Below are 13,749 nucleotides of genomic sequence, written 5' to 3'. Positions count from 1 at the left end.
TGGCCTGTCTGCCTTTGGTGTCCCGAGCCCTGACACGTGCTGTCTCCATCGGGCACCGAGGCTCGGCTCGTCGCGTTGAGCCAACGCAACCGTGTCTATCTACGAGCAGGTCACGGCCTTGAAAGGCCACGCGACGGTGAGCTTGAAGGCGAGGAAACGGTCGAGGTGACGCAACCCGTTCGGCACGCATTGCATGCGTGCTGGAGAGCGGAGGCGAATACCGTGTGCTGCGGAGGGTCGAACCGTTCGCCGGTTGCTCCGATCAGCCGACCGAGTCCGCGTTCATTAGCCTGATCCTCGATACGCCGCTCCTGGACGGACCGATCACCGGGATCTGCTTCCGCCGCTACGTCGAAGAGACCCTGGTGCCGACCTTGAAGCACGGTGACACGGTCGTGCTCGACAACCTGACCGCCCACAAGGTCAGCGGCAGTGGCGCGACCATTGGGCGGCAGGCGCCCGTCTGCTCTACTTGCCGGCCTAATCGCCCGAACCGAAGGACCGCACGGCCAGGACAGCAATCCGGCCGGTGAGGTGCATCATCCCGCCCCCCTGAATGGCGTGTGTGCAGAATTCGCCAGCGAACAGTTCCTTATCGCGACGGCCATGCCCGTCGAAGGTGACCTTGCGTTGTGAGCACCTCCCAAACGGCGGAGGCACTGAGGCCATTACCCAGCCCGGCGTTCACGGAGCCCGCAACGGCACCTTGGTCCCGAGGTTGTCCACCGAGGGGCAGGCAACCCTGCGCCTCCATTTCTTTCGAGGATCTCTTCACCGGTGGGCTTCCCGCCCCGAAATGTTCCCTGATCGAGACGAAAAGGGGTTGCCGTGATGGCAACCCCTTCGGACGTCTGCCAGAGCCTCGGCCTTATTCCGCCGTGCCCCATTCGTCCTTGGCTTGGGCGGTGGTTCGGTTCAGCTTCACCGTGCCGTCCTCCACCGTGTCGATGGAGTCGACATGGATGAAGTGGTGCTGACCCTTGGCCTCGGGATCGGTCCGGGTGAGCTTGATGCGCTGCCCATCGAGATGATCCACCGTGCCCACATGCCCGCCATCCGAACCGATGACCGGCATATGGTCCTGGATCTTGCTAGGATCGACCATGATCGGAACTCCTTATTCGGCCTTGGCCTTGGCGCTCTTCTTCCGGGGGGCCGCCTCGTCCTCGGCCGGAGCCTCGTCCGACCCTTCGACATTGATGCTCTGTGCGATCTGCGTCAGGAGCTCGTCGGTCTTCTTCTCCTCCTGAAGGGTCTCGTCGAGGAGCTTGGCGGCATCCTCGTAGCCGAGCTGGCTCGCCCAGGTCTTCAGGGTGCCGTAGCGCGCGATTTCGTAGTGCTCGACCGCTTGGGCGCAGCCGATCAGGACCGCATCCGCCGCCGGGCTGCCGCCGAAATCCTCGAGATCTTCTTCCATCTCGGCGGTCAGGCCCTGCATGGCCTCACAGGTCTTCGAGCGTGCGGACTTGCCGATGATCTCGAACACCTGCTGGAGGCGCTCGACCTGCACGGCGCTTTCCTCGGCATGGGTCTCGAACGCCTGACGCAACTCGTCATGCTCGGCGGCCTTGGCCGACTTCTTCAGAGCGCGAACGGATTGTCTCTCAGCGTAATAGACGTCCTTGAGAGTCTCATAGAACGCATCGTGCAAGGTTTTCTGCTTGGCAGCCATAGATACCATCCCACTTTGTCGAATGTCTTATTTGATACCGACGCGTCGCAGCGCTGTCCGTCTCCTATGAACGCTCGCGTTGCCTTGCGGGTCCCAAAAAAGAAACGTCGGGATTTCGGGGAAAACTATGAAGAGCGCTGCCGTGCGGGGAACCTTTCGCCGCCAGCCTGGCTCCCCCGCCGACGCCCGGTCGAGCCACGCCGGCGGATGGCTTCAAGGCGCCGAGGCAGAATCGGCCGTTGTCTCCTGAAGCAGTCCGGGGGCGAGGCCGGAAATCTCCCGCGCGAGGAAACCCAGCGGGCCGATATCGGCGGCAAGGCGATATCCCGCTTCGCCATGCAGATACACCCCCCAGAGGGCCGCGGTGAGGGGAGCAGCCCCTCGGGCGAGGAGCCCGACCACGAGGCCCGCCAGGGCATCGCCGGAACCGGACGTCGCCAAGCCGATGCCGCCGCCTTCGTAGAACCAGTGCGCGCCCTGCGGATCCACGATCCAGGTCTTGGCACCCTTCATCACCACGACGACCTGCAGCGAAGCCGCTGCGTCGACGGCCGCGCGCAACGGATCGGCCTCGATCTCTTCACGGCTGCGATCCAGCAACTGGGCCATCTCACCGGCATGGGGCGTGATGACGGCCCGGCTTCCGAAAGCGCGGATGTCGGCCGCGTGGGCACCGAGCCCACAGATGGCAGCGGCATCGAGGATGAAGGCGGCGGACGAGTGCTGCTTCAGCAAAGCCATCGTCAGAGCGGTCGTTGCCTCATCCTCGACCATGCCGGGTCCGATCAGGATGGCATCGCAGCCCTTCGTCACCGCCAGCAGCCGATCGAGGGCGCCCTGGGCCTCGACGCCGCCCGATGGCGTTTCCGGCAGGCCGACGACCATGGCTTCGGGAATCGCGAGGGCCAGGGGGATGGCCACGCTGCGGACGGTGGCGATCTTCAGCTTGCCCGCGCCGGCCCTGAGAGCCGCGACCCCTGCCAGGAGGGCGGCCCCGGGCACTTCCGTGGAGCCGCCGAGGACGAAGGCGCTGCCGCGTTCGTCCTTGCTGCCCTCATGGGGGATGGGAAGCCGAAGCGTCCGGAGCCGGGCGAGGGTGAGGCTCTGCGTTTCCATCACCGGGCCGCCACGTTCGCGTCGGGTTCGGAGGTGACGGGTGCGCCCGCCTCGAACAGGGGCGCCACGAAATTGTAGCGTTCCAGCCTCAGCTTACCCGTCGTCTTCTCCTCAGGCTGGAAGCTGTATTCCGTGACGGAGCAGTTCACGACGTCGCCAGCGGCATCGATGGCGAGAATCTCCGCCTCGGTCATCTCCTCCAGCAGATAGCGCAGGCATAGAACCACGACCTGATGCGCGACGATGAGGACGCGCTTCTCACCGTGATGCAGGGACACCGTGTCGAGCGCGCTCCTGAGGCGCAGGATGACGTCGCACCAGCTCTCGCCGGACGGTGGCCGGTGATAGAATTTACCCAGGCGCCGGCGCATCTCGGCCTGTTCGGGATGCAGCTGTTCGACGCCCGAGCGGGTCAGGCGGTCGAGGATGCCGAGCTCCTTCTCGCGGAGCCGCTCATCGACGAGATCCTCCGGCGCCTCATGCGCCAAGCCGCTTGCGGCGCGGATGCGGGAAGCGGTCTGCCGCGCCCGCCTATAGGGCGAGGTCAGCACCGTCTCCGGCCGCTCATCTGGGGGAAGCGTCGCGAACCATCGGCCCAGCGCGTCGGCCTGTTCCTCGCCCCGTCGGCTCAAGGGGACGTCGACGTCGCGCTCGGCGATATCGATCCGCGCACGATTGGCCCCATGCGCGGCCTCGCTCGCGACGTTGCCGGCGCTCTCACCGTGGCGAACGATCCAGATACGGTTCGGCCAGCATTGTCCCATTCGCGGATCCTATTCCGATGTCGTTGCCTAACGTCCGCGATATCCTCCGGGTTCGGCAATGCTCGCTCTGTCTCTGTGACGCGGCCCCAGGAATTCGGGTGGAATAGACTGCGTCGACTTGTCGGGATCGCTGCCTCGATGACGCTTCATGACGGAAACGGAGACAAGAAAAGCCGCATGGCGCTCGGCCTGCACATGATCGAACCTTGTCTGAGCTCGTGGTCGCCTCGGGTTCCGAAGCGGCAAGCCACGTGTGGGCCTTGCCCTCGAGAGCCCGGGTTCGGAAACCCTATGGTTCTTCATCGGGAAGGGGGATCGACGATCCGGCCACCGTCCGTTCCATGGCGTTCAGGCTGCCGGCGAGGGCGTGAGCGGCATCACGGCACAATCCGACCTGTCGAATGCCGTCCACCATGGCGGGCTCCAGGGTCTTCGTGTCGTAGACCGTCCAGCCGCCGAGTTCCGGGGCGATGGCGTAGACGGCATGTTCGTTGTCGTTCACGGCACGCCTCGGTTCCAGGGAGAGGGGAGGGGGCGCGGAGGCCGGATTCCCGCCTCCTCGCCGGTGGCGACGGAACCGTGCGCAGGCAGCGCCCTTTCCCGGTTCGCCAACGGCCGAGTGCGTCGCGGGTTGCGGAGCGACGAAAAAACCCGCCTCGGCTCACGCCGGGCGGGTAAAGTTTTGCTCATAGGAAGGCTCCTCACGAGGAGCACTCACACCATGTGCCCTCTGGTATACCAGCGTCAAGCGCAGAATGCCAAAGATTACCGGGATCCGACATCGCTGTGTCTCGGGAGCATGAAGCAGGAACATCTCATGATCGACATCGATGCCGGCGACGATTGTAATCGTACACCTGTTCTCTGGAGCGTGATGACGCTCCGAGATCGTTGAAGAAGGACGGAGAGCCGCCGGCCCCTCGCCCTTCCCTGGTCATTCTCGGAGGCTCGGACCATCAGACGATGAAGGATCCGCTGTCGAGGACTTGATGGCCCTTGAGGAGGACGGCGAAGTCGGCCGCTCCATCGCCGTTGGTGTCACCCTGGACCAAAGTGTTTCCGCCGCCGAACCTGAAGCGCAGTTCGCCGGCCTCGCCCGAGAAGGTGTTGGTTCCAATAAAGTCAAAGCTCTGGTTGCCTGCAACGTTGCGCTCTGCATCTATCACACTGAAGTCAAGTCTATCACCTTCGGCAATATCAAAGTCTTGGACCACGTCGCGGCCAGCGATCATGGTGTCGTTTCCGGCCCCCCCATTGAGGGTATCCCCACCGATGCCGCCTCGCAGCGTGTCATCGCCGTCGCCGCCCGTCTGGGTGCCGCCGGCATCGATGACGATGTCGATGAGATCGGGCGCAGCTCCAGCGTTCTCATGAGTTTGATCGAAAGGGTCGACCGCGCCTTACGGCCACCGCCGGAATGTCGTCATTTGACGATGGGTCGGTAGAAGGTGCCGTCGATCTCGGCGATGTCGTTCTGGTCGAGGCGGGGAACCTCGAGCACGGTGCGGGGTGGATATGGGCCGTCGCCCCAGATGTCTTTCTGTACTTTGTTGACGATCGGACGCAGCCGGGCGACGTCCGTGACGAACACCGTCAGGCGAACGGCATCGGACTTCGTTGCACCCGCCACCGCGGCGGCGGCGAGCATGTTGTCGAACATGCGACGGATACGAGCCTCCTCGCCCTCGATGAGTTCGCCGGTGGTCCGGTCGACACCGCGCATCCCGCCGATGAACACGAAATCTCCCGCCCGTGCGCCGATGCTCCAGGTGCCGCTGGGGGTGATCGTCTCTGCGTTCGGAGCGAGGATCTCGACGCGGCGTGTCTCGTCGGCGCAAGCCGCGACGGGAACGAGCACCGCGAGAAGCGCGGTGAGCAGGGAGCGAAAAACGGGTCTCATGGAATCATCCTCGGATTCAGGGGAAAGCATGCCGGCGGGACCAGAAGGGAGCGTCGGTAAAGCGTCGCTCGGCGGCGTAGAGGGTCCGCTGCCCGGAGAGGTGATGCGCGATGCCTTCGAGAAAGGCGCGCTCGTAGGCGAGTGCCGGAGCCGGATCGTCGGCGATGAGGGCCAGCGCGGCCTCCGCGGCCTGGATGCCGCTCCAGAGCGCCGTCGCGAGGCCGTTCGCCCCGAGCGGATCGAGGGAGGCCGCCGCGTCGCCCGAGCGCAGGACATGCCCCTCGACCAGGTGGGTCGGCACGATCGAGGCTGCCGGCGCAACTTGGGGAGACAGCGAGGCACAGGCGGTGTCGAGCCCGAGGCTCTCCAGACGGGCGGCGATGGCGATGGTTTCCCTGGCCGCATCCGCCCAGAGCTTGCCATCCTTCGCCGCCCCGGCGGGCAGAAGATCGGAATCTGTGAAGAGGCCGATCATCATGCGCCGGCCCGGCATCGGCGCCATGTACCACCAGCCCAACTCCACCGCCTCCACCAGGGTCGCGGCGGCAAGCTCGGCATCATCGGACACGTCGTGCACCTGATAGGCGCAGACGAGCCGGTCGAGGCGCCGCCGGTGGGCGGTCGGTCCAGCCGAGAGCGCGGCCCGGCCGCTCGCATCGATCACCGCCGCCGCATCGAGCCATTGCCCGTCGGCCAAGCCGATGCGGACGCCGCGGGGAAGATGCTCCAGGCCGACCACGGCCTCCGCCAGGCGCTCGACCCCGCGCTCAGCCAGAGACGCCGCCATCCGTCCTTCGAGGAGGGAGCGGTCGATATGGGCGCCGTGCTCGTACCCGGACGCTCTGCGCAGGGCGCTGTCACCCCAGATCGAGAAGCGCCCTTGACTGGCCATGGCGGTGTCGCCGTCGATCAGGGCGGACCAGCCGAGCCCGTCCAGAAACGAAGCTGCCGTGGCGGAGAGCGTTTCCCCCCGGCTGGGCACGACGCGATCCGGCGCGACGAGGAGGGGAGAATGTCCGGCGAGGGCGAGACGCCGGGCTGCGGACAGGCCGGCGACTCCCGCCCCGACGACCACGATACGGTCCACGCGCCGCGCGCTCAGCGGCGGGGGAACGGGGCTGCGATGTCCATGGAGCCGCGCTGGGTCTCCACGTAGATCACTTCCGGCACGCCGGTCAGGCCCTTGGGGCCGGGGCGGCGGACGAGAACACCCATGCGGGTCCACAGCTCGATCATACGGCGCAGGCCATCGGTGTAGCCCGCCTCCACGTGAAGCCCGATACCGGCCGCGCCCCGCGCCCACGGCACCCGCGCATGGTAGAAGCGCAAACGCTCCTCGTCGCTGAGATCGGTGCGCATGACGTGCTCGTAGAAAGTCTCCGGTAGGACATCCACCGGAAGCAGCGCGGGCCACCAGACCGGGGTGGGGAAGCCCGAGGCGGTCAGAACCGCCTGACAGCTGAAAGCGTCGCCCTGCCACGGCACACCCATCCAGCGGGTCAGGTCGCCGGGGGCCTGCGGGCCGATGGGAGCCCCTTCGCGCGGCTTGGCGGGATTGCCCGCGAACACGTTGGTGGCATTGAGCTGCAGGCCGAGATCCTGGATCAGGCCCGGTCGATCCGAGATCTTGATGCGGAAGGGCAGCTTCGTCTCGTCACGGCCGCGATAGAGGGCGGCGTGACGGATCGGCCACGTGATCTCGACCCCGGGGTGGAAGGCTCCGCCCGAGCAGGCATCGAGCGCGGCGCGGGTGAGGGCCTCCGGCCGGAGGGCGAGCGGCAGGTCGTCGAGGCGCGTGACGGAATCGGCGGCGGCGTCTTCGTAATCGTCGGCGAATTTTCCGTCCGCCCAGAGTTCGAGCTGACGGTACTGGGTCGGCGTGAGGGTGAGCCAGGTGCGCTGGCTCTCCGGGTAATTCACCCCGTCGCCCAGCATGATCGGCATGGCGGCGGCCCGCTGGTCCTCGCCGCCCGGACGGCGGAAGGCCTGGAGAACGTTCTGCCGCATCGCGCGGCCCTCTTCATGGGGACGCGCCAGCTTGGCGATGAGCGCCGGACTGGAGAGGTCGCCGATCTGGTTCCAGGCCGCGCCGAGGAACGAGGAGGTGGCCACCCATTGCATGGTGCCGGCCCGGCGCAGGATCGGCAGCACGTCGCGCCGGAACGAGACGGTATCGGAGGGGGCCTTCAGATGGCCGAGCTCGACCATCGCTTCGCGGGCGGCGTCGTAGAGGGTGACGATGGGTTCGAGCTGGGGCGCGAATTTCGGACCGCAGCAGACGATCCAGGCCGGTTCGCAGGGTACGGAGGCGCCGTCGATCTCGACCCTGGCCTGTACCCAGCCGTCGCACCAATCGTCGTGCCAGCCGTCGTTGTTGGTGAAGTCGCGCACCGGGTTCTGCGGCAGGGCCGTGCGCGAGATGCCGTTGGCGGCAAAGACCAGCAGGCGGCCGTTGTCGTCTGTGCGCAGGTGGCCGAGATCGACATCGAGGGTGTTCCAGAACCGACCCTGCATGCGGCAGGCCGGATCCTTGCCCGCCGCATTGGCGGAGATGCCGCCGATCTCGACGATGCCGGGGGCGATCACCAGGAGATCGTCGCGCCGGTCGGCCAGGACCAGGGGATTGCGCTGGGTGCCGGGAATGCCGGGCGCCGCCGGCCCCTGATCGAGCGCGTTGATGAACCCGTACCAGGCCGCCTTGGTGTTGGCCACGTGGACGCTCCAGCGGACGCCCTTGGACGCGTCGAGTTCGCGCACCACACGGCCTTCCTCGTCGTAGCCATAGAGGCGGAACCGCTGAACCTGCTTCTTGATGCGCCCTTCGGAATCCTTGAAGCCGCCCTCCGGCTCGTCGAGGAGGCCCGGCACCTCGGGTGCGGGAAACCAGGCGTCTGAATTGCCGACCCGGGAAAAGCCGATCGCCGGATGTATGGCGACCCGGGCGATCCGGGCTCCCGCGGGCGCCGCCGCCGGCGCCTGAAGCGGCGATACGGCGGCCTTCGCGAAGGACGAGGAGGCCAAGCCAAGGGCGGACGCCCCGATGAGGAAATCCCGACGTTTCAAGGCGCTATCTCGCTTATACCAACGACAGACACGTCTCGACCGGTCTGTGTCTCGTCTGGGACATAGCGCAGATGCCCTTAACATTGAGTTGCCTCTGCTTGTCCTGAAGCTCCTCTAGACTCAGGTCCGAGAGTCCCTTGTTGGGCTATCCAAGTATCGGTCCTGGCTGCTGTTTCCTGACCATGGAGCGATGCAGCAACGGTCGAAGCTCGCGCTCGATCTCGTCCTTCTCTACGTGGACATGTTCAGGATCAGGGTGGAGGGCGCAGCCGGCGAAGGCGTCGAGGGCGGGGCCGCCGTCGACGGGTCTCTTTGCCTAGCGTTGGAAGCGAGGCTCATCCCGGCGCGTCGCTCGCCCCCGAATGGCCCAGACGATCGACGACGACTCGAGGGTGGAAAGCACGTCATGGCTGGTGAGATCCCGCCCGCCACGCCTCGCCGCATACCTGAATCACCGGGGCGATCTGGGCCGGTCACCGAATACGGGTTTCCAAGAGGCGTCTCCGACCATCGAGCAGCCTCGCGGGCACGCGGCATCCGAAGGCGGACAACGTCACGCGGAACCCGACGCGGATCATTCGGTCCGCGAAGCGGTCCATGTAAGGCTTGGATTTTGGGGGAGCAGTAAGAGACTGCAAGCTCTCGGGAAATTTGGTCGGAGTGGCAGGATTTGAACCTGCGACCCCCACGTCCCGAACGTGGTGCGCTACCAGACTGCGCTACACTCCGACGGCCGGCGTCACCACCGGCGAGCGGACGTATAGCGAGGCCGACGCGGAGCCGCAAGCGTCATCATCGACCTTGTTACCATATGGCTGCCCGCCCGGTGGGCCAGTCGGGCGGGAGGGCCTGGTACAGGCAACCGATATCCGCCGCCCGGATGGCGAGGGCCGCGGAATAGCCCGGCGCGGCGGGGAGTGCGTGCAGGCTCCACTCCTTCGTCCCGCCCGGCATGGCCAGCAGCTCCGCCGCGTCCGGCGTGACGGAGACGGCGAAGCTGTCGAGGCGCAGAGAGAGGCCCTGGCCGGTCGCTTTCGCCACGGCCTCCTTGCGCGTCCAGCAGGCGAAGAACGCCGCCGTCAGCTCGACCGGCTCCAGCGCTTCCAGGGCTGCGATCTCGCATCCGGCGAAATGGGCGCGGGCAATGCGAAGGAGATCGGGCATCGGGCGCCCCTCTTCCACGTCGACGCCGATCTCGGCGGAGGAGGAAAGGCCGATCAGGGCGCGGCTGCCGGAATGCGACAGGCTGAAACGGCATGCTCCGGCTGCCGCCCCCGCCAGATACGGCTTTCCCGACGGATCCACGCTGAAGACGATGCCGCGCGGGTCCGCTCCGAGACGATGGCCGAGGGTGAGGCGCAGGGCCGCATGGCTGGCCTCGAAGCGCCATCGATCCACATCGCGCACGAATCGGTCCGCGCGAGCCTTCTCGTCATCGGAGAGGAGATCCCGGCAGCGTGCGCGATGCTCGTCCGAGAGGGTCAGATCGACATCCCAGACCGTGACAGACCCGACGGAGCGGGCTCGATCCGATGCCCGGTTCCCCGAACGCGTGTGGTGAAAGTCGACGGCCACTTTAGCGGCTCGATGCCGTGCTGCCCGATGTCATCGTTCCCGATGCCATCGTGGGGCTATCGGATCGAGGGCGGCCTGGACGCGCCCGGCATAGGTCGCTCAGGCGCTCCATCCCGCGTGAAGGCGACGACGAGGGTGAGATAGGCGATCTGACAGAGAGCGACGATGCCGTAGAATGTCCCGGCGGCGGCCAGCCAGGACAGGCTGTGCCTGACGGCGATGATTCCGACGAGCGCGACGCTCAAGGCGAGAATCATCGCGAGGGTGAGGAGAGGCCTCTGTGTCGCGACGTCCATCTCTGTCGACCTGCCCGTCTACGTGCCATCACGCCCCGGCTTCCCACAGACGGGATGCCGAAGCGTTAATGTGCAGCGCACTGGGTCAGGCGGCAAGCGACATCCGGTCAGACATACACGTTACCGGCACTCTGTGGAAAACGCTCCGCCAGGGCACGGCGCAGCTTCTCCAGGGCGCGGTTCTCGATCTGGCGCACGCGCTCCTTCGAAATCCCGAGCCGGCGGCCGAGGGCTTCGAGGGTGGCCTGGTCTTCCGTCAGCCGGCGCTCGCGGAGGATCCGCAACTCGCGCTCGGACAGGACGGTGAGCGCCTCGTTGAGCCAGGTGAGCCTGCGCTCGCCATCCACCGAGGCGGAGACCGTCTCGTCGGGAAGGTCGGAACCGTCCACCAGAAAGTCCATCCGTTCGGATGAGGCTTCGCTTTCCTCGCCCACCGGAGCGTTCAGGGACATGTCCGGCCCGGACAGTCGCGCGTCCATCAAGGCCACATCTTCGCGGGAGACGCCGATGGCCGTGGCGATGCGGCGATGGATCTCGTCGCCCACATGCTCTTCGGTGGATTGCATCAACCGGGCGCGCAGGCGGCGCAAATTGAAGAACAGCGCCTTCTGGGCGGAACTCGTGCCGCCGCGGACGATGGACCAGTTGCGAAGGATATAATCCTGGATCGAGGCTCTGATCCACCAGGTCGCATAGGTGGAGAAACGGACCTCCCGCTCCGGCTCGAACCGGGCCGCCGCTTCCATGAGGCCGACATGGCCTTCCTGGACGAGGTCGGCCATCGGCAGACCGTAATGCCGGAACCGTCCCGCGATGGCGATGACGAGACGCATATGCGCCGAAATCAGGCGATGGAGAGCGTGTTCGTCGCGCTCATCCTTCCAGCGGACGGCGAGACCGCGTTCCTCGTCCCGCGCCAGGAAGGGCGCCTCCATGGCCGTACGAATGAACTGTCGCCGTATCCCCGCGATATCCGCCATTCCCGCCTCCGCCTTTCGTCCGTTGCGTGTGCGCGCCGCGACGGACGTTCGGGGTCGATCGACCCCAATGGTCCAGAAAGCGAGGGCACCAGCCCGGGGGCATCGCCCAGGCACCGAACAACGGAGCCGTTGCGTGGATAGTTCCGCAGGCCGGGGCTGACAGGGGGGGCGTGACCCTGCGGCGCATCGGAGCAGCCGGCCGACGCAGTGCCGATAAAGAAAAAGGCCCGGCGCTGGTGCGCCGGGCCCGATCGTCGAACGGATCCGTCTGGGATCGGCGGGCCGCTCAGGCGGCCTCTTCTCGGATCTCGTCGCTGTCGCCATCCGTCTCGGCATCGCCCTCGGCTTCCGCCTCGCCCTTGGCGCGGCGGGGCGACTTGGCGAGGCTCTGCTCGATCAGCTTGAGTGCCTCGGTCTCGGTGATGCGGTTCACCGACGAGATCTCGCGCAACACGCGGTCGAGGGCGGCCTCGTAGAGCTGGCGCTCGCTGTAGGATTGTTCCGGCTGAGCCTCCGACCGGTAGAGGTCGCGGACCACTTCGGTCACCGACAGCAGGTCGCCGGAATTGATCTTGGCCTCGTATTCCTGGGCGCGGCGCGACCACATGGTGCGCTTGATCCGGGCGCGGCCGGTCAGAACGTCGAGGGCCTTCTTGACAAGCTCGGGCTCGGCGAGCTTACGCATGCCGACGCTGTTGGCCTTCGCGGTCGGAACGCGCAGGACCATCTTGTCCTTCTCGAAAGAGACGACGAAAAGCTCGAGCTTGTAGCCGGCGATTTCCTGCTCTTCGATCGCAGTGATGCGGCCGACGCCATGAGCTGGGTACACCACCGCTTCGCCGGTCTTGAAGCCTTGGCGGCCTGCCGTCGTCTTCTTGGCTGTGGTCATGCGAGAAGCGCCTCCAGAACATCGCGCGGGTCGAATCGCGCCGAACCTTCATTCCCGGGGTGGGTGACCCGGCTTGAGCCTCTTGTCCGCCGGCCATCGATGCAGCATGCATCGGCCGGGCGGGTCCCAGGCTAGCCGATCATCCACACCATGCGACCGGTGCCGCGGGAAGCGCATGCGCCTCCAGCGGTCGATCACATGCCGCCTCGTCTCGGAAAGGTAGCGTCCCAATGGAATGGGATGCCGACTCTGTCGAAAGGTTTGGAAACCACCGCTTGGGTGGCCAAAGGCAGCACGTCAGGCACGAACGACGGCAGACCCTTGATGTACCACAAACCGGGCACCGAATCAAAGGATTGCCGACGCAGGGCATGCGTGAGCGATCTGCCGGAGGGATATCCGCAGGGAGCCGGTCCCGTGCGGAGAGCGCGATCGCAACGGCCTCAGGCGGTGGGTTGCACGACCGCCTGCGACGTCATGAGGCGCATGCGATCCGCCGAAATCCGACATGGCCGGACGCATGATCGCGGGCAGGCGCGCGATTCACTAACGCGCGGACCAAAACCTGCGAGACGCCATCCGGGTGGAGCCTTCGCTCGATATCGCCTGCTCGGGAGCCGGCCTAGTCGCCCTTGCCCGGCGAGGCGGAGAAATGAGCCTCGAACTTGCCGCTGACGCCGTCCCAGTCCTTCGCATCCGAAGGCGCGTCCTTCTTCTGCGTGATATTGGGCCAGCTCCGCGCGTAATCGGCATTGAGCTTCAGCCAGGTCTCCAGGCTCGGCTCTGTGTCGGGCTTGATCGCCTCGGCGGGGCATTCCGGCTCGCAAACGCCGCAATCGATGCACTCGTCGGGATGGATGACGAGCATGTTCTCGCCCTCGTAGAAGCAATCCACGGGGCAGACTTCCACGCAGTCCATGTACTTGCACTTGATGCAATTGTCGGTGACGACGTAGGTCATGTGCCCTTCAGCCTCAATCCATGGTCGGGCGAGTCAACCACCTCGGCCCGTTCGGGCGCGATCCTAGACCCGGCCCTTGCACGGCCTCGTTAACGCGCCCGTGGGTCGCGCGAGGCCTCACTATTTCCGCACGGCTCTAGCCCCTGCCACCGGGGCTGACAAGCAGTGGCCGCATCATGGCCGCTCGGGCGATGTTACCGGGACACACTCCCGCCGCTCGGTCTTCGCGGCAACAATCAGTCCTGATCATCGGGCACGGCGTTCCGGCCCGCCGACAGGTCGGCATAGAGCCGTTGCGCCTCCGGCGCGGGACCGCGCCGCTCTCCGAGATCGACCACCCTCACCGCCGCCGTCCCATGGGCGGCGGCGACCGTCACCACGTCACCGATGGCGATCCCCTTGGCGGGGTTGTCGATGCGCGTCCCGTTCACCCGTACGAAGCCGTCCTCCACCAAGGCGGCGGCAAGAGAGCGGCTCCGCGCGAAGCGGGTGAACCAGAGCCATTTGTCGAGACGCTGACGCCCCGGCTTCAT

General features: G+C 66.3%; 15 protein-coding genes, 1 tRNA gene and 1 pseudogene. 1 reads left to right on the top strand and 16 read right to left on the bottom strand.

The window, feature by feature from the left end; translation table 11 throughout:
- Window positions 1-302: 302 nt before the first annotated feature.
- Window positions 303-481 (top strand): annotated as a pseudogene (locus AC0IXR_RS15520) (IS630 family transposase); the annotation flags it as partial.
- Between the two features lie 387 nt (window positions 482-868).
- On the opposite strand, the gene AC0IXR_RS15515 reads toward AC0IXR_RS15520, so the two are convergent.
- The 16 genes from AC0IXR_RS15515 to AC0IXR_RS15440 form a co-directional block, all read right to left on the bottom strand.
- Window positions 869-1,105 carry a DUF2171 domain-containing protein gene (locus AC0IXR_RS15515; protein ID WP_056422565.1) on the bottom strand — a complete coding sequence of 79 codons (237 nt, stop codon included), beginning with the start codon at window positions 1,103-1,105 and terminating at the stop codon, window positions 869-871.
- 12 nt (window positions 1,106-1,117) lie between these two features.
- Window positions 1,118-1,672 (bottom strand): YciE/YciF ferroxidase family protein, encoded by a 555-nt coding sequence (locus AC0IXR_RS15510; protein WP_419953123.1) that lies wholly within the window; start codon window positions 1,670-1,672, stop codon window positions 1,118-1,120.
- 213 nt (window positions 1,673-1,885) lie between these two features.
- Entirely contained in the window at window positions 1,886-2,788 is a 903-nt protein-coding gene (locus tag AC0IXR_RS15505; RefSeq protein ID WP_471761382.1) for an NAD(P)H-hydrate dehydratase, read from the bottom strand.
- On the bottom strand, window positions 2,788-3,552 hold the full coding sequence (locus AC0IXR_RS15500; protein WP_419953121.1) for a histidine phosphatase family protein: 765 nt from the start codon (window positions 3,550-3,552) through the stop codon (window positions 2,788-2,790). Before AC0IXR_RS15500 ends, AC0IXR_RS15505 begins: the two co-directional genes overlap by 1 nt.
- Window positions 3,553-3,841: 289 nt before the next feature.
- Window positions 3,842-4,054, bottom strand: a complete 213-nt coding sequence (locus AC0IXR_RS15495) for a hypothetical protein (protein WP_471761381.1) — start codon at window positions 4,052-4,054, stop codon at window positions 3,842-3,844.
- A gap of 454 nt (window positions 4,055-4,508) precedes the next feature.
- Entirely contained in the window at window positions 4,509-4,826 is a 318-nt protein-coding gene (locus AC0IXR_RS15490) for a hypothetical protein (protein ID WP_471761581.1), read from the bottom strand.
- A gap of 149 nt (window positions 4,827-4,975) precedes the next feature.
- Complete coding sequence (locus tag AC0IXR_RS15485) at window positions 4,976-5,452, bottom strand: RidA family protein (protein WP_207411039.1); 477 nt, start codon at window positions 5,450-5,452, stop codon at window positions 4,976-4,978.
- Window positions 5,453-5,468: 16 nt separating this feature from the next.
- Window positions 5,469-6,539 (bottom strand): NAD(P)/FAD-dependent oxidoreductase, encoded by a 1,071-nt coding sequence (locus AC0IXR_RS15480; protein ID WP_471761380.1) that lies wholly within the window; start codon window positions 6,537-6,539, stop codon window positions 5,469-5,471.
- Between the two features lie 11 nt (window positions 6,540-6,550).
- Window positions 6,551-8,515 (bottom strand): CTQ-dependent glycine oxidase GoxA, encoded by a 1,965-nt coding sequence (goxA, locus tag AC0IXR_RS15475; protein WP_471761379.1) that lies wholly within the window; start codon window positions 8,513-8,515, stop codon window positions 6,551-6,553.
- A gap of 652 nt (window positions 8,516-9,167) precedes the next feature.
- A tRNA-Pro gene (locus AC0IXR_RS15470) sits at window positions 9,168-9,244 on the bottom strand.
- 75 nt (window positions 9,245-9,319) lie between these two features.
- Entirely contained in the window at window positions 9,320-10,090 is a 771-nt protein-coding gene (locus AC0IXR_RS15465; protein ID WP_471761378.1) for a 4'-phosphopantetheinyl transferase family protein, read from the bottom strand.
- Window positions 10,091-10,146: 56 nt separating this feature from the next.
- Entirely contained in the window at window positions 10,147-10,386 is a 240-nt protein-coding gene (locus tag AC0IXR_RS15460) for a hypothetical protein (protein WP_471761377.1), read from the bottom strand.
- 107 nt (window positions 10,387-10,493) lie between these two features.
- Window positions 10,494-11,366: an RNA polymerase factor sigma-32 gene (locus tag AC0IXR_RS15455; protein ID WP_056422529.1), complete on the bottom strand. Its 873-nt coding sequence runs from the start codon at window positions 11,364-11,366 to the stop codon at window positions 10,494-10,496.
- Between the two features lie 286 nt (window positions 11,367-11,652).
- Window positions 11,653-12,255, bottom strand: a complete 603-nt coding sequence (locus tag AC0IXR_RS15450) for a CarD family transcriptional regulator (RefSeq protein WP_056422526.1) — start codon at window positions 12,253-12,255, stop codon at window positions 11,653-11,655.
- Between the two features lie 622 nt (window positions 12,256-12,877).
- Window positions 12,878-13,216, bottom strand: coding sequence for a ferredoxin FdxA (fdxA, locus tag AC0IXR_RS15445; RefSeq protein ID WP_311276481.1), 339 nt, complete (start codon window positions 13,214-13,216; stop codon window positions 12,878-12,880).
- A gap of 236 nt (window positions 13,217-13,452) precedes the next feature.
- The gene (locus tag AC0IXR_RS15440; protein ID WP_461222047.1) at window positions 13,453-13,749 is read right to left on the bottom strand and encodes an RNA-binding S4 domain-containing protein; all 297 of its coding nucleotides are present in this window, start codon (window positions 13,747-13,749) and stop codon (window positions 13,453-13,455) included.

It is taken from the genome of Methylobacterium sp. AC832 (genome assembly GCF_979256025.1).
Note: the sequence above shows the minus strand (reverse complement) of the source record. Positions and strands in the feature narration are given on the sequence as shown.

Excerpts from the sequence above, each read along its gene's own strand:
- AC0IXR_RS15515 (WP_056422565.1), bottom strand. The coding sequence starts at position 1,105 with ATGGTCGATCCTAGCAAGATCCAGGACCATATGCCGGTCATCGGTTCG.
- AC0IXR_RS15510 (WP_419953123.1), bottom strand. The coding sequence starts at position 1,672 with ATGGCTGCCAAGCAGAAAACCTTGCACGATGCGTTCTATGAGACTCTC.
- AC0IXR_RS15505 (WP_471761382.1), bottom strand. The coding sequence starts at position 2,788 with ATGGAAACGCAGAGCCTCACCCTCGCCCGGCTCCGGACGCTTCGGCTT.
- AC0IXR_RS15500 (WP_419953121.1), bottom strand. The coding sequence starts at position 3,552 with ATGGGACAATGCTGGCCGAACCGTATCTGGATCGTTCGCCACGGTGAG.
- AC0IXR_RS15485 (WP_207411039.1), bottom strand. The coding sequence starts at position 5,452 with ATGAGACCCGTTTTTCGCTCCCTGCTCACCGCGCTTCTCGCGGTGCTC.
- AC0IXR_RS15460 (WP_471761377.1), bottom strand. The coding sequence starts at position 10,386 with ATGGACGTCGCGACACAGAGGCCTCTCCTCACCCTCGCGATGATTCTC.
- AC0IXR_RS15455 (WP_056422529.1), bottom strand. The coding sequence starts at position 11,366 with ATGGCGGATATCGCGGGGATACGGCGACAGTTCATTCGTACGGCCATG.
- AC0IXR_RS15450 (WP_056422526.1), bottom strand. The coding sequence starts at position 12,255 with ATGACCACAGCCAAGAAGACGACGGCAGGCCGCCAAGGCTTCAAGACC.
- fdxA (WP_311276481.1), bottom strand. The coding sequence starts at position 13,216 with ATGACCTACGTCGTCACCGACAATTGCATCAAGTGCAAGTACATGGAC.
- AC0IXR_RS15440 (WP_461222047.1), bottom strand. The coding sequence starts at position 13,749 with ATGAAGCCGGGGCGTCAGCGTCTCGACAAATGGCTCTGGTTCACCCGC.